The organism is Pseudomonas sp. GCM10022186 (genome assembly GCF_042656385.1).
In the GTDB taxonomy this organism is placed as follows: Bacteria; Pseudomonadota; Gammaproteobacteria; order Pseudomonadales; family Pseudomonadaceae; genus Metapseudomonas.
The window spans coordinates 116,037-134,723 of sequence record NZ_JBHSOU010000001.1; the positions used below are offsets into that span (position 1 = coordinate 116,037).

Below are 18,687 nucleotides of genomic sequence, written 5' to 3' on the forward strand. Positions count from 1 at the left end.
CTGGTTTTGATTGTCTTCCGTTATCTCTCCCGCGAGGTCCTGATCACCCTCAGCGCGGTCAGTGCCGTGCTGCTGGTGATCATCATGAGCGGCCGATTCATCAAGTACCTGGCCCAGGCCGCGCAAGGCGCCCTGGACCCGGGCGTGCTGTTCATGATCATGGGCTTCCGGATCCCCGGCTTCCTCCAGCTGATCCTGCCCCTCGGGCTGTTCCTCGGTTTCCTGCTGGCCTATGGGCGGCTCTATCTCGAAAGCGAAATGACCGTGCTCACCGCCACCGGCATGAGCCAGCAGCGCCTGATGGCCTACAGCCTGGCTCCGGCCCTGCTGGTGGCCCTGCTGGTGGCCTGGCTGAGCCTCGGCCTGGCGCCCCAGGGCGTGGGCCAGGTGGCGCGCATCCTCAACGAGCAGGACGCCCTGACCGAGCTCGATACCCTGGTGCCCGGCCGCTTCCAGGCGCTCAAGGGCGGTGGCCGGGTGACCTACACCGAGACGCTGTCCGGTGATCGCGGGGAGCTGGGTGGCGTGTTCATCTCCGAGAAGCGGGTCTCGCGCCAGGATGGCAAGGACCGTGGCATCGGCGTGCTGGTGGCGGAGAAAGGCCGCCAGGAGATCCAGCCCGACGGCAGCCGTTACCTGATCCTGCAGAACGGCTACCGCTACGACGGCAACCCCGGCAAGGCCGACTATCGCATCATCCAGTACGAGACCTATGGCGTGTTGCTGCCCAAGCCGGAAATCGTGTCCGAAATCGGCGAGCGCGAGGCGGTGCCCACCTCCGCGCTGATCGGCAGCCCTGACCCGCGCTACCAGGCGGAGCTGCAGTGGCGCCTGTCCATCCCGCTGCTGGTGTTCGTGGTCACCCTGCTGGCGGTACCCCTGGCCAGGGTCAATCCGCGCCAGGGCCGCTTCCTCAAGCTGCTGCCGGCGATCCTGCTGTACATGGCCTACCTGGCCCTGCTGATCGCGGCCCGCGGCCAGCTGGACAAGGGACGGATTCCCATGTGGCTGGGCCTGTGGTGGGTACACGGCCTGTTCCTCGCGGTCGGCCTGCTGTTGTTGTACTGGGAGCCTCTGCGCCTGAAGTGGGCGGCTCGTCGTGATGCCCGTGAGGTGGCCCATGGTTAGGTTGGATCGTTATATCGGCACCAGTGTGTTCTTCGGCATCCTCGCGGTGCTGGGGATCATCGTCAGCCTGGCGGCGTTGTTCGCCTTCATCGATGAACTGGGCGACCTCGGCGGCGACTACGATGTTCTCGCTGCGGCCTGGTACGTCTTCCTCACCCTGCCGCGACGGGTCTACGACATGCTGCCCATGGCGGCGTTGATCGGTAGCCTGATCGGTCTCGGTACCCTGGCCAGCAGCAGCGAGTTGACGGTGATGCGCGCCGCCGGTGTTTCGGTCGGTCGCATCGTCTGGGCGGTGATGAAGCCCATGCTGGTGCTGATGGTGGTGGGCGTGCTGATTGGCGAATACGCAGCCCCCTGGAGCGAGAACCTCGCCCAGGCCAACCGTTCCCTGGCCCAGGGCGGCGGGGATGCGCAGAGTTCCAAGCGTGGCCTGTGGCACCGCCAGGGCGAGGAGTTCGTGCACATCAACTCCGTGCAACCCAATGGCGTGCTCTATGGCGTGACCCGCTACCGCTTCGATGGCGAGCGTCACATGCAGTCTTCCAGTTTCGCCAGGCGCGCACTGTACCAGGGCGATCACTGGCAGCTGGAGGACGTGGCCACCACCCACTTCCGTGGTGATCACACCGAAGTGGTGGGCAGCGCCAGCGAGCGCTGGGATGTCGAGCTCAATCCGCAGCTGCTGGGCACCGTGGTGATGGAGCCGGAGGCGCTCTCCATCACCGGTCTCTGGCGCTACACCCATTACCTGGCCGAGCAGGGCCTGAACAATGGCCGCTACTGGCTGGCGTTCTGGACCAAGGTGTTGCAGCCGCTGGTAACCGCGGCGCTGGTGCTGATGGCGATTTCCTTCATTTTCGGCCCACTGCGCTCGGTGACCCTCGGTCAGCGTGTATTCACCGGCGTGGTGATCGGCTTCGTGGTGCGCATCAGCCAGGACCTGCTCGGGCCGTCGAGCCTGGTGTTCGGCTTCTCGCCGCTGTTCGCCGTGCTGGTGCCGGCGGGCATCTGTGCCCTGGCCGGTCTCTGGTTGCTGAGGCGGGCGGGATAGGGCGGAAGAGCCGACAAGGGCGCTGAAGGCTGGAGGCTGAACGAAAAGCCCGGCGTGGCCATGGGATGGGGAGGGCGGCGTTCTGCGAGTTCGCGAAACCCATCAGCCATGGTCCGCATGGGTTTCGTACCTCAACCCATCCTACGAACTGGGCCGAGTGCGGGGCTGGACTCGTTCAGCCTTCAGCCTATTTCTTGTGCGCGCCCTTGGGCAGGTGCACTACCCGGCTCTCGGAATAGATGTCGTGCCAGGTGCGCTTCTCCTTGTCCCACAGGCACCAGAAGAAACCGAGGCCCAGGGTCAGCCAGGAGCCGACGGCGATCACGAAGCGCAGCAGCGCCTGCCACAGGCTGATGGCCGAGCCGTCCTTGTTCTGCACGCGGATGCCCCAGACCTGCATGCCGAGGGTCTGGCCGTTGTGGGTCCAGAACTTGGCGAAGAAGCCGAACAGGGCGAAGACAACAAGTGTGGCGAGCAGGGGGTCGCCAGAAAGCCCGCCAGCTTCGGCCAGTTGCCTCATCTGGGCTTCCCCGTGAATCAGGATGCGTATTGATTGGTAGGCAAAACCTACAACCAGGATCAGTGCTACGCAGAGCAGAAAGTCATAGAAGATCGCCGCGAAGCGGCGAATCAGCCCGGCGGTGGGAAAGTCGCCCTGGGGGCGCAGCTGGTGTTTCGGCATTGCGGGCTCTTGGTGTATTGAGGGCGCGCCATTCTAGCAGCCGATCAGCGGGCACAAAAAAGCCCCTGATGTCTCCATCAGGGGCTTTCGGCGAAGCTCAGGATCAGTTAACGACCTGAACCTTGTCAGCCTGCATGCCTTTCTGGCCTTGAACGGCTTCGAAGGTGACCTTCTGGCCTTCTTTCAGGCTACGGAAGCCGGAGCCTTCGATTGCGCGGAAGTGAACGAACAGATCCGGGCCGCTTTCCGGGGTGATGAAACCAAAACCTTTCTCGTCGTTGAACCATTTGACGGTGCCGGTTTGACGATTCGACATATCTTTAATCCTTGAAACTGAAGTTGATGACAGCCTGCTGTTCACTGATGCGCCAGAAGGGCTGGAACTGGTTGCAAAGAGGTAAGAGAAGTCGAGCGGGATGTAGCGGATCTGGTGATCTACCGCATCAGGTCACGATTCAACAGCGACCCATGCAAACACAGTTGGCCAACTCTACGCTAAGTCCTGCGGAAATGCCAAGCCCCGAAAGGCCAATCTTTACGAGCGGGTGAGGGGGGCGGACGGGCGGAAAATCAGGGGGTAGGCAAGCCCGGGGAAAGGCTTGTGGATATCGTGGTGCCCCGGGAGAGACTCGAACTCTCACTCTGTCGCCAGAAACGGATTTTGAATCCGCCGCGTCTACCATTCCGCCACCGAGGCACGATGGGCGCGCAGTATAGGGAGGCGCTCTGGGGCGGTCAATCCGTCTCCGTGGTCAGGATCGGGCATTTCCTGTACTATTTGCGCCCCTGCGACACGACCCCCCACCATGCGCGTAGCCGATTTTCATTTCGAGCTTCCAGAAGCTCTTATTGCCCGTCATCCCTTGGCCGAACGCCGCGCCAGCCGGCTCCTCGTGCTCGATGGTGAAAGCGGCGTCCTCAACCATCGGCACTTCGCCGACCTGCTGGAATACCTGCGTCCCGGCGACCTGATGGTGTTCAACAACACCCGGGTGATTCCTGCTCGCCTGTTCGGCCAGAAGGCATCCGGCGGCAAGCTGGAGATACTCGTCGAGCGCGTGCTGGACAGCCATCGCGTCCTGGCCCACGTGCGTTCCAGCAAATCGCCCAAGCCGGGCTCGCGGCTGCTGATCGATGGCGGTGCCGAGGCCGAGATGCTGACCCGCCACGATGCGCTTTTCGAGCTGAGGTTCGACGACGAGGTGCTGCCGCTGCTGGAGCGCGTCGGCCACATGCCGTTGCCGCCCTACATCGACCGGCCCGACGACGCGGCCGACCGCGAGCGCTACCAGACGGTCTACGCCCGCCACGCCGGCGCCGTCGCGGCGCCCACCGCGGGGTTGCACTTCGACCAGGCCCTGCTCGATGCCATCGCCGCCAAGGGCGTGGCAAGTGCTTTCGTCACCCTGCATGTGGGGGCCGGCACCTTCCAGCCGGTGCGGGTGGAGCGCATCGAGGAACACCACATGCACCGCGAATGGCTCGAAGTGGGCCAGGACGTGGTCGACGCCGTGGCCGCCTGCCGTGCCCGGGGTGGCCGGGTGATTGCCGTCGGCACCACCAGTGTGCGTTCCCTGGAGAGCGCCGCGCGGGACGGCGAGCTCAAGGCGTTCAATGGTGACACCGACATCTTCCTGTACCCGGGGCGCCCCTTCCATGTGGTCGATGCCCTGGTCACCAACTTCCATCTGCCCGAATCCACCTTGCTGATGCTGGTCTCGGCCTTCGCCGGCTACCCGGAGACCATGGCCGCCTACGCCGCGGCAGTGGAGCAGGGCTATCGCTTCTTCAGTTACGGTGATGCCATGTTCATCACCCGCAATCCCGCCCCGCGCGGGCCCGAGGACCAAGCATGACGCGCACCTGCCGGATGAACTTCGAGCTGCTGGCCACCGACGGCAAGGCCCGTCGCGGTCGGCTGACCTTTCCCCGCGGTGTCGTCGAGACACCCGCCTTCATGCCTGTAGGAACCTACGGCACGGTGAAGGGGATGCTGCCGCGTGACATCGAAGGCATCGGCGCGCAGATCATCCTCGGCAACACCTTCCACCTCTGGCTGCGTCCGGGCATGGAGGTGATCAAGCGTCACGGCGACCTGCACGACTTCATGCAGTGGCAGGGGCCGATCCTCACCGACTCCGGCGGCTTCCAGGTGTTCAGCCTGGGCGCCATGCGCAAGATCAAGGAGGAGGGGGTGACCTTCGCTTCCCCGGTGGACGGCGCCAAGGTGTTCATGGGGCCCGAGGAGTCCATGCAGGTGCAGCGCGACCTCGGTTCCGACATCGTGATGATCTTCGACGAGTGCACGCCCTACCCGGCGGACTTCGACACCGCCAAGCGCTCCATGGAACTGTCCCTGCGCTGGGCCGGGCGTTCCAAGGTCGCCCATGGCGAAAGCAGCGCGGCGCTGTTCGGCATCGTCCAGGGCGGCATGCATGAAGAGCTGCGCATGCGCTCCCTGGAGGGGCTCGGCGAGATCGGTTTCGACGGCCTGGCCATCGGTGGCCTGTCGGTGGGCGAGCCAAAGGAAGAAATGATTCGCGTGCTGGATTACCTGCCGGGCCAGATGCCGGCGGACAAGCCGCGCTACCTGATGGGTGTCGGCAAGCCGGAAGACCTGGTGGAGGGCGTGCGTCGCGGGGTGGACATGTTCGACTGCGTGATGCCGACCCGCAACGCCCGTAACGGCCACCTGTTCATCGAGACCGGGGTGCTGAAGATCCGCAACTCGGTGCACAAGCATGACGAGTCGCCGCTGGACCCGAGTTGCGACTGTTACACCTGCAAACACTTCTCCCGCGCCTATCTGCACCATCTGGACAAATGCGGCGAAATGCTCGGCAGCATGTTGAATACAATCCACAACTTGCGGCATTACCAGCGCCTGATGGCTGGTTTGCGCGAGGCAATCCAACAGGGTAAATTGGCCGCCTTTGTCGATGCCTTCTATGCCCGGCGCGGACTACCGACTCCGCCCCTGGACTGATAAAGCCGCATGTTTTCCAAGTCGAATTTTTCAAATTTCCGCAACAGGAGTGCTAAATGAGCTTTCTGATTCCCGCCGCCTATGCCGACGCCGCCGCACCGGCTGCCGCTGCAGGTCCCGCCGGCACTGGTTTCGAGTGGGTTTTCCTGATCGGCTTCCTGGTCATCTTCTACCTGATGATCTGGCGCCCCCAGGCCAAGCGCGCCAAGGAGCACAAGAACCTGCTCTCCGGCCTGCAGAAGGGGGACGAAGTGGTCACCTCCGGCGGCATCGCCGGCAAGGTCACCAAGGTCACCGATGACTTCGTGGTCATCGAAGTGTCCGACAGCGTCGAGCTGAAGTTCCAGAAAGGCGCGATCGCGGCGACCCTGCCGAAGGGCACCCTGAAAGCGATCTGACCGATCCATGGATCAACACCGACGGGGCGCCATCAGGCGCCCCGCGTCATAACGGGCGGAGTCATGCTCAACAAGTACCCACTGTGGAAATATCTGCTGATCCTGGCGGTGCTGGCGGTCGGCCTGGTCTATTCCGCACCCAATCTCTATCCGGATGATCCGGCGATCCAGATCAGCGGCGCCAGTACCGCGCTGAAGATCCAGCAGTCTGACCTGGACAAGGCCGCCGAGGCCCTGAAGCAGGCCGGCATCGAACTCAAGTCCGCCGCTGTCGGCGAGCGCGGCGGTCTGCTGCGCCTGAACCGGCTGGGTGACCAGCTGCCAGCCAAGGACGTGATCCGCAAGGCCCTCGGCGACGACTACGTGGTCGCCCTGAACCTCGCCCCGACCACCCCGGACTGGCTGCGCAAGCTCGGCGCCGCGCCCATGAAGCTCGGCCTGGACCTCTCCGGTGGTGTGCACTTCCTGCTGGAAGTGGACATGGAGAAGGCCGTCGATGCACGCCTGAAGATCTATGAAGGCGAAGTCCGCACCCTGCTGCGCAAGGAGCGTGTCCGCTACCGCAGCCTGCCGGCGGTGGATAATGGCTTCCAGCTCGGCTTCACCGACAGCGAATCCCTGGCACAGGCCCAGGCGCTGATCCGCAAGAGCTTCACCGACTTCGACGTCACCACCACCGAGCGTGGCGGTCAGCAGGTCCTGCAGCTGGCGCTGACCCAGGCCAAGCTGGCGGAGATCCGCGAATACTCCATCAAGCAGAACCTGACCACCGTTCGTAACCGTGTGAACGAGCTGGGTGTCGCCGAGCCGATCGTCCAGCGCCAGGGTGCCAACCGTATCGTGGTCGAGCTGCCGGGCGTGCAGGACACCGCCGAAGCCAAGCGTATCCTCGGCAAGACCGCCAACCTGGAATTCCGTCTGGCCGCCGAGGCGACCGCCAGCAAGGCCTCCACCGAGTCCTTCGAATTCCGCGAGCCGGGTCGTCCGCCGGTGCCGCTGGAGCGCAGCCTGATCATCACCGGCGACCAGGTCACCGACGCCCAGGCCAGCTACGACGAGAACGGTCGCCCGCAGGTGAACATCCGCCTCGATGGCCACGGTGGCGAACTGATGAGCCGCGCCACCCGCAACAACGTGGGTCGCAGCATGGCGGTGATCTTCATCGAGCAGCGCCCCGTCACCCGCTACGTGACCCAGGATGTCGACGGCGTCCAGAAGGAAGTGGCGGTTCAGAGCTTCAAGGAAGAGAAGAAGATCATCAGCCTGGCGACCATCCAGTCGCCGCTGGGCAGCCAGTTCCGCATTACCGGCCTGACCGGCCAGGGCGAGTCCTCCGAGCTGGCCCTGCTGCTGCGTGCCGGCGGCCTGGCCGCGCCGATGTACTTCGCCGAGGAGCGCACCATCGGCCCGAGCCTGGGTGCCGAGAACATCGTCAAGGGCATCGAGTCCACCGAGTGGGCGATGGTCTTCGTGTCGCTGTTCATCATGGGCATCTACCGCTTCTTCGGCTTCCTGGCCACCATTGCCCTGGCATTCAACCTGGTGCTGCTGGTGGGCCTGATGTCGGTGATCGGCGCGACCCTGACCCTGCCGGGCATTGCCGGTATCGTGCTGACCTTGGGCATGGCGGTGGACGCCAACGTGCTGATCTACTCGCGGATCCGCGAGGAGCTGAACAACGGCCTGTCGGTGCAGCGCGCGATCCACGAAGGCTTCGACCGTGCCTATACCGCGATCGTCGACAGTAACCTGACCACCCTGCTGGTGGGCGGCATCCTGTTCGCCCTCGGCACCGGTCCGATCAAGGGCTTCGCCGTGACCATGTCGCTGGGCATCATCACCTCGATGTTCACCGCCATCATGTTCACCCGCGGCATGGTCAACCTGATCTTCGGTGGCCGCAACTTCAAGAAACTGTGGATTTGAGGCCCGGCATGATCAAGTCAACCATCCGTTTCATGGCGATACGCAACCTTGCGTTCGCCATCACCGTGATCATCAGCCTGATCGGTATCGGCAGCCTGTTCGTCAAGGGCCTGAACTTCGGCCTGGACTTCACCGGCGGTACCCTGATCGAGTTGTCCTACGAGAAACCGGCCAACCTCGAGCTGATCAAGCAGGAGCTGGGTCAGGTCGGTTACGAGGATGCCGTGGTGCAAAGCTTCGGCGCTTCCACCGACGTGCTGGTGCGTCTGGCTGGCGAGGACCCGCAGCTGGGCAACAAGGTCGCCGATGCCCTGCGCAAGGTGGATGCCGAGAGCAAGTTCGAACTCAAGCGCGTCGAGTTCGTCGGCCCGCAGGTGGGCGAGGAGCTGCGTGACCAGGGCGGTCTGGCAATGCTGCTGGCGCTCGGCGGCATCCTGCTGTACCTGGCCTTCCGCTTCCAGTGGAAGTTCGGCCTGGGCGCCATAGCCTCGCTGGTCCACGACGTGATCGTCACCCTGGGTATCCTGGCGTTCTTCCAGATTCCCTTCGACCTCACCGTACTGGCTGCGGTCCTGGCGATGATCGGCTACTCGCTGAACGACACCATCATCATCTTCGACCGAATCCGCGAGAACTTCCGCGTGCTGCGTCGTGCGGACCTGATCGAGAACATCGACGTGTCCTGCACCCAGACGCTGCTGCGGACCATCGCCACCTCGGTCTCCACCGCGCTGGCGCTGATCGCCCTGCTGCTGTTCGGTGGCGACAGCCTGCACGGCTTCGCCCTGTCGCTGTTTGTGGGGGTGGTGGTGGGTACCTACTCCTCCATCTACATCAGTGCCCCGGTGCTGATCTGGCTGAAGCTGACCTCCGAGGACCTGATCCCGACGGCGAACACCGCCGAGGCGGACGATCGTCCCTGAGTCGCTGCTCCAGCGCTTCACCCAAGGCCCGGCAATTGCCGGGCCTTGTCGTTTTCGCGCGGTGAGACTGCCGTTCCACTTGTCGGAAGAATCCCGGCGATCCGGGAACTTGGCCATTTGCCTTCTATCCAAGGCAAGGAATAGGGCATGCAAGCCCGCCAAAGGAAGAGAGTCAGGAGGTTCATGTGAACAAGTCGATGCTCGTCGGTGCTGTTTTGGGTGCGGTTGGCGTGACTGCCGGCGGCGCCGTGGCCACCTACAGCCTGGTAGGCAACAAGGCCCCGGAATATGCCGAAGTGCTCGCTGTCCAGCCGATCAGTGAAACCATCAAGACCCCGCGCGAGGTTTGCAACGATGTGGCGGTGACCCGTCAGAAGCCGGTCAAGGACCAGCACCAGATCGCCGGTACCGTCATCGGCGCGGTAGCGGGCGGCCTGCTGGGCAACCAGGTCGGCGGTGGTACCGGCAAGAAGATCGCCACCGTCGCGGGTGCGGTGGGTGGCGGTTACGCTGGCAACAAGGTGCAGGAGCACATGCAGTCCAATGACACCTACACCACCACCGAAACCCGCTGCAAGACCGTCACCGACACCAGTGAGCGGGTCGTTGGTTATGACGTGAAGTACCAGCTCGATGGCAAGGTCAGCCAGGTGCGCATGGATCATGACCCGGGTCGGCAAATCCCGCTCACCAAGGACGGCCAGCTGATCCTGACTCAGCAGGCTGGTGGTCAGCCGTCGCAAGGTGGAGTCGCCGGCGTCCAGCAGTAAGCGGAAGTCCAGGGCAACAAAAAACCCGGCCTGGGCCGGGTTTTTGTGGTTGCGTGAAGCGCGATCAGCGCTTCAGCGACGGCGGCAGGTGCGGCTGGATGGCGGTCAGCACCGCCTTGAAGCACTTGGTGTTGCCCGCCACCACGTGGCCTTTTTCAAGGAAGTCGTGGCCGCCGGTGAAGTCGCTCACCAGGCCGCCGGCTTCTTGTACCAGCAGGGCGCCGGCTGCCATGTCCCACTCGGACAGGCCGAATTCCCAGAAGGCGTCGAAGCGACCGGCCGCGACGTAGGCCAGGTCCAGGCTGGCGGAGCCGGCGCGGCGGATGCCCGCGGTCTGGCCGACCAGGGTGCGGAACATGCCCAGGTAGTTGTCGAGGTTGTCCAGCTGGGAGTCGCGGAAGGGGAAGCCGGTGCCGAGCAGGGCGCCTTCCAGGCTCTTGCGCGGGCTGACGCGCAGGCGGCGACCGTTGAGGGCGGCGCCACGGCCGCGGCTGGCGGTGAATTCCTCCTGGCGGACCGGGTCCAGGACCACGGCGTGCTCCAGGCGGCCCTTGTACTTGCAGGCGATGCTGACGGCGTAGTGCGGAACGCCGCGGATGAAGTTGGTGGTGCCGTCCAGCGGATCGATGATCCACAGGTAGTCGGCGCCTTCGCCCTTGCCTTCCAGCAGTCCGCCTTCTTCGCCGAGGATGCCGTGGTTGGGGTAGGCCTTGCGCAGGGCCTGGACGATGGACAGCTCGGCGGCGCGGTCGACCTCGGTGACGTAGTCCTTGGCGTCCTTCTCGTTGATGGAGATAACGTCCAGGCGTTCGATCGAGCGGAAGATCAGTTCACCGGCGCTGCGAGCGGCGCGCAGGGCGATATTCAGCATGGGCTGCATGGGGGATTCACCTGGGTCGTTAAAGAAGAAAGCCGCACATGGTAGCAGAAAAAGCCAGGGGCAGGCAGGGGAGGTGGCGTGATTCGTGGCGTTGCGTCGGGGCCTCCGGTAATATTCCGCTCCCTTGAGGTTCCGCTGAGAGACTAGAGCCTTGCTGCAGAACATTCGCGTGGTGCTGGTCAATACCAGTCATCCCGGCAATATCGGTGGTGCCGCTCGCGCCATGAAGAACATGGGGCTGTCGAAGCTGGTGCTGGTCGATCCCGAGGATTTTCCCAGTCCGGAGGCTCGTGCCCGTGCATCCGGCGCCGATGACATCCTGGACGGCGCCCAGGTGGTCGGCACCCTGGAGGAGGCGCTGGTGGGCTGCAGCCTGGTGGTCGGCACCAGTGCGCGCGACCGTCGCATTCCCTGGCCGCTGCTGGATCCGCGAGAGTGTGGCGGGACAGCCGTGGAGCAGGTGCAGGCCGGTGGCGAGGTGGCCCTGGTGTTCGGCCGCGAGTATGCCGGTCTGACCAACGAGGAGTTGCAGCGCTGCCAGTACCATGTGCACATCCCGTCCGATCCCGAGTTCTCCTCGCTGAATCTGGCCGCCGCGGTCCAGGTGCTGGTCTACGAGGTGCGCATGGCGTGGCTGGAGCGGGAGGGGCTGCCGAGCAAGGTGGAGAAGGTGGAAACCACCGCCATGCTCAATGCCCAGCCGGTGACGGTGGATGAGCTGGAGCGCTATTACGAGCACCTGGAGAGTACCCTGGTGGAAATCGGCTTCCTCGATCCGGAGAAGCCGCGCCACCTGATGTCCCGCCTGCGCCGGCTCTACGGTCGCAGCGGTATCAGCAAGCTGGAAATGAACATCCTGCGCGGCATCCTGACGGAAACCCAGAAGGCCGCGCGGGGCGAAACAAGCAAGCGGAGTGACAAGTGATGTTCGAGCGCATTCGAGAAGACATTCAGAGCGTATTCCACCGTGATCCGGCTGCGCGCAATGCCTTCGAGGTGCTCACCTGTTACCCCGGCCTGCATGCCATCTGGTTGCATCGCGTGGCCCATGCCCTGTGGGTGGCCGGCTGGAAGTGGCTGGCGCGCCTGGTCTCCAACTTCAGCCGCTGGCTCACCGGTATCGAGATCCATCCCGGGGCGAAGATCGGCCGGCGCTTCTTCATCGACCACGGCATGGGCATCGTCGTCGGCGAGACCGCCGAGATCGGCGATGACGTCACCCTCTACCAGGGCGTGACCCTGGGTGGTACCAGCTGGAACAAGGGCAAGCGCCATCCGACCCTCGAAGATGGCGTGGTGGTGGGAGCGGGGGCCAAGGTGCTCGGGCCCTTCACCGTGGGGGCCGGCGCCAAGATCGGCTCCAACGCCGTGGTGACCAAGGCGGTGCCGGCCGGCGCGACGGCGGTGGGTATTCCGGGTCGTATCATCGTGAAGGCCGATCCGGAGCAGGACGCCCGGCGCCAGGCGATCGCCGAGCGTTTCGGCTTCGATGCCTATGGCCTTGGCCAGGACATGCCCGACCCGGTTGCGCGCGCCATCGGTCAGTTGCTCGACCATGTGCAGGCCGTGGACGAGCGTCTGGATGGCATGTGCAAGGCGTTGACCGCCCTGGGTAGCGACTACTGCGCCAAGGCGCTGCCTGAACTTCGCGACGAGGACTTCGCCGGCGTCAAGGACGAAGAGCAGAAACCGGTCGCCTGAGTCGGCCCATTCGACCTTGGTCCAGTGGTCCGTGGTCGGATTCTTAGGATGCTAACGGGATGTGCCTCTGCTATCATGCACGCCCCTGCACGTTGTAATTCCGACTGATTTGATCAGGCTTATAGTTGACTTAAATAGTCGGGAATTGCATACTCGCTGCATTCCAGCGATCCCGTGGTACTCACCATGCGACTGACCACCAAAGGCCGATACGCCGTCACCGCCATGCTCGACCTGGCGCTGCATGCGCAGCAGGGGCCGGTGTCCCTGGCGGATATCTCCGAGCGGCAGGGCATCTCCCTGTCCTACCTCGAACAGCTTTTCGCCAAGCTCCGTCGCGGCAACCTGGTCAGCAGCGTGCGCGGCCCGGGTGGTGGCTACCAGCTTTCCCGTGACATGCATGGCATTCACGTCGCCCAGGTAATAGACGCTGTCAACGAGTCGGTGGATGCCACCCGTTGCCAGGGGCTGGGGGACTGCCATTCCGGCGATACCTGCCTTACCCACCACCTCTGGTGTGACCTGAGCCTGCAGATCCATGAGTTCCTCAGCGGCATCAGCCTGGCCGACCTGGTCAACCGCCGCGAGGTCCAGGAGGTCGCTCAGCGGCAGGATCAACGCCGCTGTGGAAGCAATGGCAGGATGCCGCACCTCGATAAGATTGAAGCGTCCGCCATCGATTGAGCAGGGCGCCGGCCCGTGATTGGCCCCGATACCTGATAGGAGAGCCCAGATGAAATTGCCGATTTACCTCGACTACTCCGCCACTACGCCGGTGGACCCGCGCGTCGCTCAGAAGATGAGCGAGTGCCTGCTGGTGGACGGCAACTTCGGCAACCCGGCCTCGCGTTCCCACGTGTTCGGCTGGAAGGCTGAAGAGGCGGTGGAGAATGCCCGTCGTCAGGTGGCAGAGCTGATCAATGCGGACCCGCGTGAAATCGTCTGGACTTCCGGCGCGACCGAATCCGACAACCTCGCCATCAAGGGTGTGGCGCACTTCTACAGCGGCAAGGGCAAGCACATCATCACCTCGAAGATCGAGCACAAGGCGGTGCTGGACACCACCCGCCAGCTGGAGCGCGAAGGCTTCGAAGTGACCTACCTGGAGCCGGGCGAAGACGGCCTGATCACTCCGAACATGGTCGAGGCTGCCCTGCGTGACGACACCATCCTGGTTTCGATCATGCATGTGAACAACGAGATCGGCACCATCAACGACATCACCGCCATCGGCGAGCTGACCCGTGCCCGCGGCATTCTCTTCCATGTCGACGCCGCCCAGTCCACCGGCAAGGTGGACATCGACCTCGAGAAGATGAAGGTCGACCTGATGTCCTTCTCCGCGCACAAGACCTATGGCCCGAAAGGCATCGGTGCGCTTTACGTGCGCCGTAAACCGCGCGTGCGCCTGGAAGCCATGATGCACGGCGGTGGCCATGAGCGCGGCATGCGCTCCGGCACCCTGGCCACCCACCAGATCGTCGGCATGGGCGAAGCCTTCCATATCGCCAAGCAGGAAATGGCGACCGAGCGCGTGCGTATCAAGGCCCTGTCCGATCGCTTCTGGGCCCAGATCGACGGGATCGAGGAGCTTTACCTGAACGGTAGCGCCACCTCCCGTGTGCCCCACAACCTGAACGTCAGCTTCAACTACGTCGAGGGCGAGTCGCTGATCATGGCGCTCAAGGACCTCGCGGTATCTTCCGGTTCCGCCTGCACCTCGGCTTCCCTGGAGCCTTCCTACGTGCTGCGCGCACTGGGCCGCAACGACGAGCTGGCGCACAGCTCCATCCGCTTCACGTTCGGCCGCTTCACCACCGAGGAAGAGGTGGACTACGCCGCCAGCAAGATCCGTGATGCGGTGAACAAGCTCCGTGAACTGTCTCCGTTGTGGGATATGTATAAAGAGGGCGTCGACCTCTCCACGGTCGAATGGCAGGCGCACTGACGCCCCCCTGATGAGTGAGGAATAGGAACCATGTCGTACAGCGAAAAGGTCATCGACCACTACGAAAACCCGCGTAACGTCGGCAAGCTCGACGCGCAGGATCCCAATGTGGGCACCGGCATGGTCGGCGCCCCGGCCTGTGGCGACGTGATGCGCCTGCAGATCAAGGTCAACGAACAGGGCGTGATCGAAGATGCCAAGTTCAAGACCTACGGCTGCGGCTCCGCCATCGCCTCCAGCTCCCTCGCCACCGAGTGGATGAAGGGCAAGACGCTGGACGAGGCGGCTGCCATCAAGAACACCACCATCGCCGAAGAACTGGCCCTGCCGCCGGTGAAGATCCACTGCTCGGTGCTGGCCGAGGACGCCATCAAGGCGGCCGTCCACGACTACAAGCAGAAGAAGGGTCTGCTCTAAGCGCTCGAACGAGTAAGGAGTTGCAATGGCCATCAGCATGACCGAATCCGCCGCCCGTCACGTGCAGCGTTCCCTGGAGGGGCGCGGCAAGGGTGAAGGTATCCGTCTGGGGGTGCGTACGACTGGCTGCTCCGGTCTCGCCTACGTGCTGGAGTTCGTCGACGAGCTGACCGGGGACGATCTGGTCTTCGAGAGTCACGGCGTCAAGGTGATCATCGATCCCAAGAGTCTGACCTACCTCGATGGCACCGAGCTGGACTTCGTCCGCGAAGGGCTCAACGAAGGCTTCAAGTTCAATAACCCGAACGTACGTGGCGAATGCGGCTGCGGCGAGAGCTTCAACGTCTGAGGCGTGTGTGGGCAGTCCTTGTCATTTCGCTCTGTTCGACCTGAAGCCGGGTTATCGACTGGATCTCGACCAGCTTGCGGTGCGTTATCGCGAGTTGGCGCGTGCGGTTCATCCCGACCGTTTCGCTGATGCCTCCGAGCGCGAGCAGCGCCTGGCGCTGGAGCGCGCGGCGCAGCTCAACGATGCCTACCAGACACTGAAGAGTGCGCCGCGACGGGCCTTGTACCTGCTGGCCCTGAAGGGTCGCGAGCTGCCACTCGAGGTCACGGTGCAGGATCCGCAGTTCCTGCTGCAGCAGATGCAGTGGCGCGAAGAGTTGGAGGAGTTGCAGGATAGCGCCGACCTGGATGGCGTTGCCGCATTCAAGCGCCGGCTCAAGGGCGCCCAGGCCGAGCTGGATGGCGATTTCGCCGAGTGCTGGGACGATTCCGAGCGCCGCGAAGAGGCCGAGCGTCTGGTGCGGCGCATGCAGTTCATCGACAAGCTGACCCATGAAGTGCGCCAACTGGAAGAGCGCCTCGACGATTAACCCGCGATGCCGTCTTGGTTGCCGGTTCGCCTGATAAATAGACAAGCATGGCCTTACTGCAGATCGCTGAACCCGGGCAGAGCCCCCAGCCGCACCAGCGCCGTCTGGCGGTGGGTATCGACCTGGGTACCACCAATTCGCTGGTCGCTGCCGTGCGCAGCGGCGTCTCCGAGCCTCTGCCGGACGCAGACGGCCAGGTCATACTGCCATCCGCCGTCCGTTACCACGCCGACCGTGTCGAAGTCGGTCGCGGCGCCAAGCAGGCCGCCGCCAGCGACCCGCTGAACACCATTCTCTCGGTCAAGCGCTTCATGGGGCGCGGCCTGGAGGACGTCAAGCTGCTGGGTGAACAGTTGCCCTACCGCTTCGTCGATGGCGAATCCCACATGCCCTTCATCGAGACCGTGCAAGGCGCAAAGAGTCCGGTGGAGGTTTCCGCCGACATCCTCAAGACCCTGCGTCAGCGCGCCGAACAGACCCTGGGCGGCGAGCTGGTCGGTGCGGTGATCACCGTTCCTGCCTATTTCGACGAGGCCCAGCGCCAGGCGACCAAGGATGCGGCGCGTCTCGCCGGGCTGAACGTCCTGCGCCTGCTCAACGAGCCCACGGCCGCGGCCGTGGCCTACGGCCTGGACAAGCAGGCCGAAGGTGTGGTCGCCATCTATGACCTGGGCGGCGGCACCTTCGATATTTCCATCCTGCGCCTGACCCGCGGCGTCTTCGAGGTCATGGCTACCGGCGGCGACAGCGCCCTGGGAGGCGACGATTTCGACCACGCCATCGCTGGCTGGATGGTCCAGCGGGCCGGTCTTTCCGCCGACCTGGATCCGGGCGCCCAGCGCAGCCTCCTGCGCGCCGCCTGCGATGCCAAGGAAGCCCTGACCCATGCCGACAGTGTCGAGCTGGCCTACGGTGACTGGCGTGGCGAGTTGACCCGTGCGCAGTTCGACGCGCTGATCGAACCGATGGTGGCTCGTAGCCTCAAGGCCTGCCGCCGCGCCGTGCGCGATTCCGGCATCGACCTGGAAGAGGTCGAGGCCGTGGTCATGGTCGGTGGCTCCACCCGCGTTCCGCGTGTGCGCGAGGCCGTGGCCGAGATGTTCGGCCGCCAGCCGCTGACCGATATCGACCCCGACCAGGTGGTGGCCATCGGCGCTGCCGTGCAGGCCGATACCCTGGCCGGTAACAAGCGTGGCGAGGAACTGCTGCTGCTGGATGTGATCCCGCTGTCGCTCGGCCTGGAAACCATGGGCGGGCTGATGGAAAAGGTGATCCCGCGCAACACCACCATCCCGGTGGCGCGCGCCCAGGACTTCACCACCTACAAGGATGGCCAGACGGCCATGATGATCCACGTGCTCCAGGGCGAGCGCGAGCTGATCAAGGATTGCCGCTCCCTGGCGCGCTTCGAGCTGCGCGGCATTCCGCCCATGGTGGCGGGTGCGGCGAAGATCCGCGTGACCTTCCAGGTGGATGCCGACGGCCTGCTGGGCGTGACCGCCCGAGAGCTGGCCTCGGGCGTCGAGGCGAGCATCCAGGTCAAGCCGTCCTACGGCCTGACCGATGGCGAAATCTCGCGCATGCTGCAGGACTCCTTCCAATACGCCGGCGAGGACAAGCATGCCCGCGCCCTGCGCGAGCAGCAGGTCGAGGCCGAGCGTCTGCTGGAGGCCGTGCAGGCTGCGCTGGATGCCGATGGCGAGCGCCTGCTGGAAGAAACCGAGCGCGCCGCCATCCTGGACAGCATGCAGGCCTTGCGCGAACTGGCCGCCGGCAGCGATGTCGTCGCCATCGAAGCGCAGATCAAGCGTCTGTCCCAGGTGACCGACGCCTTTGCTGCGCGTCGTATGGATGCCGCGGTGAAAGCGGCCCTGTCCGGCCGCCGACTCAACGAAATCGAGGAATGACCCAGAAATGCCGCAGATCATTTTCCTGCCCCATGCCGAGCATTGCCCCGAGGGCGCGGTGATCGAGGCGCAGCCGGGCGAAAGCATCCTGAAGGCTGCGCTGCGCAACGGCATCGATATCGAGCATGCCTGCGAGATGTCCTGTGCCTGCACCACCTGCCACGTGGTGGTGCGCGAGGGGTTCGACTCCATGGAGTCGTCCGACGAACTGGAAGACGACATGCTCGACAAGGCCTGGGGCCTGGAGCCCCATTCCCGTCTGTCCTGCCAGGCGATAGTCGCCGAAGACGACCTGGTGGTGGAAATTCCGAAGTACACGATCAACCAGGTGTCGGAGGGGCATTGAGCATGAGCCTGAAATGGACCGATGTGCTGGAGATCGCCATCCAGCTCGCTGAAACCAGGCCGGATGTCGATCCCCGCTACGTCAACTTCGTCGACCTGCACAACTGGATCCTGGCGCTGCCGGATTTCGCCGATGACCCGCAGCGCGGCGGCGAAAAGGTTCTGGAAGCGATCCAGGCCGCCTGGATCGAAGAAGCCGACTGACCGGCTTCACACCCTGGGTCCCGGCCCTACGCATTTCCCCCTAACCCGCGTATAATTCGCGGGTTTAATTTTTCGCTTTAATCCTTGTTTCTGGAGTTTTCCATGGCTGTCGAACGTACTCTCTCCATCATCAAGCCGGACGCCGTTGCCAAGAACGTGGTTGGTGAGATCATCACCCGCTTCGAAAAGGCCGGCCTGCGCGTCGTTGCCGCCAAGATGGTGCAACTGTCCGAGCGCGAAGCCGGTGGCTTCTACGCCGAGCACAAGGAGCGCGGCTTCTTCAAGGACCTGGTGTCCTTCATGACCTCCGGTCCGGTAGTCGTTCAGGTCCTGGAAGGCGAGAACGCCATCGCCAAGAACCGTGAGCTGATGGGCGCCACCGATCCGAAGAAAGCCGACGCCGGCACCATCCGCGCCGATTTCGCCGTTTCCATCGACGAAAACGCCGTACACGGTTCGGATTCCGAGGCTTCCGCTGCTCGCGAAATCGCCTACTTCTTCGCCACCACCGAGGTGTGCGCTCGCACTCGCTGATAGCGA

At 64.1% G+C, this 18,687-nt stretch carries 22 protein-coding genes and 1 tRNA gene; 19 read left to right on the forward strand and 4 right to left on the reverse strand.

Features of this window, described 5'->3' with window-relative positions:
* Positions 1-6: 6 nt before the first annotated feature.
* A complete protein-coding gene (gene lptF, locus ACFPU0_RS00565; RefSeq protein WP_377690847.1) occupies positions 7-1,128 on the forward strand; it encodes an LPS export ABC transporter permease LptF in 1,122 nt (373 codons plus the stop codon).
* The gene (gene lptG, locus ACFPU0_RS00570; RefSeq protein WP_377690848.1) at positions 1,121-2,182 is read left to right on the forward strand and encodes an LPS export ABC transporter permease LptG; all 1,062 of its coding nucleotides are present in this window, start codon (positions 1,121-1,123) and stop codon (positions 2,180-2,182) included. Before lptF ends, lptG begins: the two co-directional genes overlap by 8 nt.
* Before the next feature lie 187 nt (positions 2,183-2,369).
* On the opposite strand, the gene ACFPU0_RS00575 is transcribed toward lptG, so the two are convergent.
* The 3 genes from ACFPU0_RS00575 to ACFPU0_RS00585 all read right to left on the reverse strand — a co-directional run bounded on the left by ACFPU0_RS00575 (position 2,370) and on the right by ACFPU0_RS00585 (position 3,561).
* A complete protein-coding gene (locus ACFPU0_RS00575) occupies positions 2,370-2,864 on the reverse strand; it encodes an RDD family protein (protein ID WP_377690849.1) in 495 nt (164 codons plus the stop codon).
* A gap of 103 nt (positions 2,865-2,967) precedes the next feature.
* Complete coding sequence (locus ACFPU0_RS00580; RefSeq protein ID WP_016491057.1) at positions 2,968-3,180, reverse strand: cold-shock protein; 213 nt, start codon at positions 3,178-3,180, stop codon at positions 2,968-2,970.
* A 295-nt stretch (positions 3,181-3,475) separates the two neighbouring features.
* A tRNA-Leu gene (locus ACFPU0_RS00585) sits at positions 3,476-3,561 on the reverse strand.
* A gap of 109 nt (positions 3,562-3,670) precedes the next feature.
* On the opposite strand from ACFPU0_RS00585, the gene queA reads away from it, so the two are divergent.
* The 6 genes from queA to ACFPU0_RS00615 all read left to right on the forward strand — a co-directional run bounded on the left by queA (position 3,671) and on the right by ACFPU0_RS00615 (position 9,867).
* A complete protein-coding gene (queA, locus tag ACFPU0_RS00590; protein WP_377690850.1) occupies positions 3,671-4,720 on the forward strand; it encodes a tRNA preQ1(34) S-adenosylmethionine ribosyltransferase-isomerase QueA in 1,050 nt (349 codons plus the stop codon).
* Positions 4,721-4,734: 14 nt separating this feature from the next.
* A complete protein-coding gene (gene tgt, locus ACFPU0_RS00595; protein WP_377690893.1) occupies positions 4,735-5,850 on the forward strand; it encodes a tRNA guanosine(34) transglycosylase Tgt in 1,116 nt (371 codons plus the stop codon).
* Positions 5,851-5,906: 56 nt separating this feature from the next.
* The gene (yajC, locus tag ACFPU0_RS00600) at positions 5,907-6,248 is read left to right on the forward strand and encodes a preprotein translocase subunit YajC (protein ID WP_044871963.1); all 342 of its coding nucleotides are present in this window, start codon (positions 5,907-5,909) and stop codon (positions 6,246-6,248) included.
* 63 nt (positions 6,249-6,311) lie between these two features.
* The gene (secD, locus tag ACFPU0_RS00605) at positions 6,312-8,174 is read left to right on the forward strand and encodes a protein translocase subunit SecD (protein WP_377690851.1); all 1,863 of its coding nucleotides are present in this window, start codon (positions 6,312-6,314) and stop codon (positions 8,172-8,174) included.
* 8 nt (positions 8,175-8,182) lie between these two features.
* Entirely contained in the window at positions 8,183-9,097 is a 915-nt protein-coding gene (gene secF / locus ACFPU0_RS00610; protein ID WP_377690852.1) for a protein translocase subunit SecF, read from the forward strand.
* Between the two features lie 185 nt (positions 9,098-9,282).
* Positions 9,283-9,867, forward strand: a complete 585-nt coding sequence (locus ACFPU0_RS00615; RefSeq protein WP_377690853.1) for a glycine zipper 2TM domain-containing protein — start codon at positions 9,283-9,285, stop codon at positions 9,865-9,867.
* A gap of 64 nt (positions 9,868-9,931) precedes the next feature.
* On the opposite strand, the gene suhB is transcribed toward ACFPU0_RS00615, so the two are convergent.
* Positions 9,932-10,747, reverse strand: a complete 816-nt coding sequence (suhB, locus tag ACFPU0_RS00620) for an inositol-phosphate phosphatase (RefSeq protein WP_377690854.1) — start codon at positions 10,745-10,747, stop codon at positions 9,932-9,934.
* Between the two features lie 151 nt (positions 10,748-10,898).
* Here suhB and trmJ point away from each other — a divergent pair, with 151 nt between their 5' ends.
* From trmJ to ndk, 11 genes are all read left to right on the forward strand, one after another.
* Positions 10,899-11,672, forward strand: coding sequence for a tRNA (cytosine(32)/uridine(32)-2'-O)-methyltransferase TrmJ (gene trmJ, locus ACFPU0_RS00625; RefSeq protein WP_377690855.1), 774 nt, complete (start codon positions 10,899-10,901; stop codon positions 11,670-11,672).
* A complete protein-coding gene (gene cysE / locus ACFPU0_RS00630) occupies positions 11,672-12,448 on the forward strand; it encodes a serine O-acetyltransferase (RefSeq protein ID WP_377690856.1) in 777 nt (258 codons plus the stop codon). The genes trmJ and cysE overlap by 1 nt, the downstream gene beginning before the upstream one ends.
* A gap of 186 nt (positions 12,449-12,634) precedes the next feature.
* Positions 12,635-13,132 carry a Fe-S cluster assembly transcriptional regulator IscR gene (gene iscR / locus ACFPU0_RS00635; RefSeq protein ID WP_069086425.1) on the forward strand — a complete coding sequence of 166 codons (498 nt, stop codon included), beginning with the start codon at positions 12,635-12,637 and terminating at the stop codon, positions 13,130-13,132.
* 49 nt (positions 13,133-13,181) lie between these two features.
* The gene (locus ACFPU0_RS00640; RefSeq protein ID WP_377690857.1) at positions 13,182-14,396 is read left to right on the forward strand and encodes an IscS subfamily cysteine desulfurase; all 1,215 of its coding nucleotides are present in this window, start codon (positions 13,182-13,184) and stop codon (positions 14,394-14,396) included.
* Between the two features lie 30 nt (positions 14,397-14,426).
* Positions 14,427-14,813 (forward strand): Fe-S cluster assembly scaffold IscU, encoded by a 387-nt coding sequence (gene iscU, locus ACFPU0_RS00645; protein ID WP_044871955.1) that lies wholly within the window; start codon positions 14,427-14,429, stop codon positions 14,811-14,813.
* Positions 14,814-14,838: 25 nt separating this feature from the next.
* Positions 14,839-15,162: an iron-sulfur cluster assembly protein IscA gene (gene iscA / locus ACFPU0_RS00650; protein WP_377690858.1), complete on the forward strand. Its 324-nt coding sequence runs from the start codon at positions 14,839-14,841 to the stop codon at positions 15,160-15,162.
* Between the two features lie 7 nt (positions 15,163-15,169).
* Positions 15,170-15,691, forward strand: a complete 522-nt coding sequence (gene hscB, locus ACFPU0_RS00655) for a co-chaperone HscB (protein WP_377690859.1) — start codon at positions 15,170-15,172, stop codon at positions 15,689-15,691.
* 47 nt (positions 15,692-15,738) lie between these two features.
* Positions 15,739-17,598, forward strand: a complete 1,860-nt coding sequence (hscA, locus tag ACFPU0_RS00660; RefSeq protein WP_377690860.1) for a Fe-S protein assembly chaperone HscA — start codon at positions 15,739-15,741, stop codon at positions 17,596-17,598.
* 7 nt (positions 17,599-17,605) lie between these two features.
* A complete protein-coding gene (gene fdx, locus ACFPU0_RS00665; protein WP_377690861.1) occupies positions 17,606-17,944 on the forward strand; it encodes an ISC system 2Fe-2S type ferredoxin in 339 nt (112 codons plus the stop codon).
* Between the two features lie 2 nt (positions 17,945-17,946).
* The gene (gene iscX, locus ACFPU0_RS00670; RefSeq protein ID WP_377690862.1) at positions 17,947-18,147 is read left to right on the forward strand and encodes a Fe-S cluster assembly protein IscX; all 201 of its coding nucleotides are present in this window, start codon (positions 17,947-17,949) and stop codon (positions 18,145-18,147) included.
* Positions 18,148-18,249: 102 nt separating this feature from the next.
* Positions 18,250-18,681, forward strand: a complete 432-nt coding sequence (gene ndk, locus ACFPU0_RS00675; RefSeq protein ID WP_377690863.1) for a nucleoside-diphosphate kinase — start codon at positions 18,250-18,252, stop codon at positions 18,679-18,681.
* The last annotated feature ends 6 nt before the right edge of the window (positions 18,682-18,687 follow it).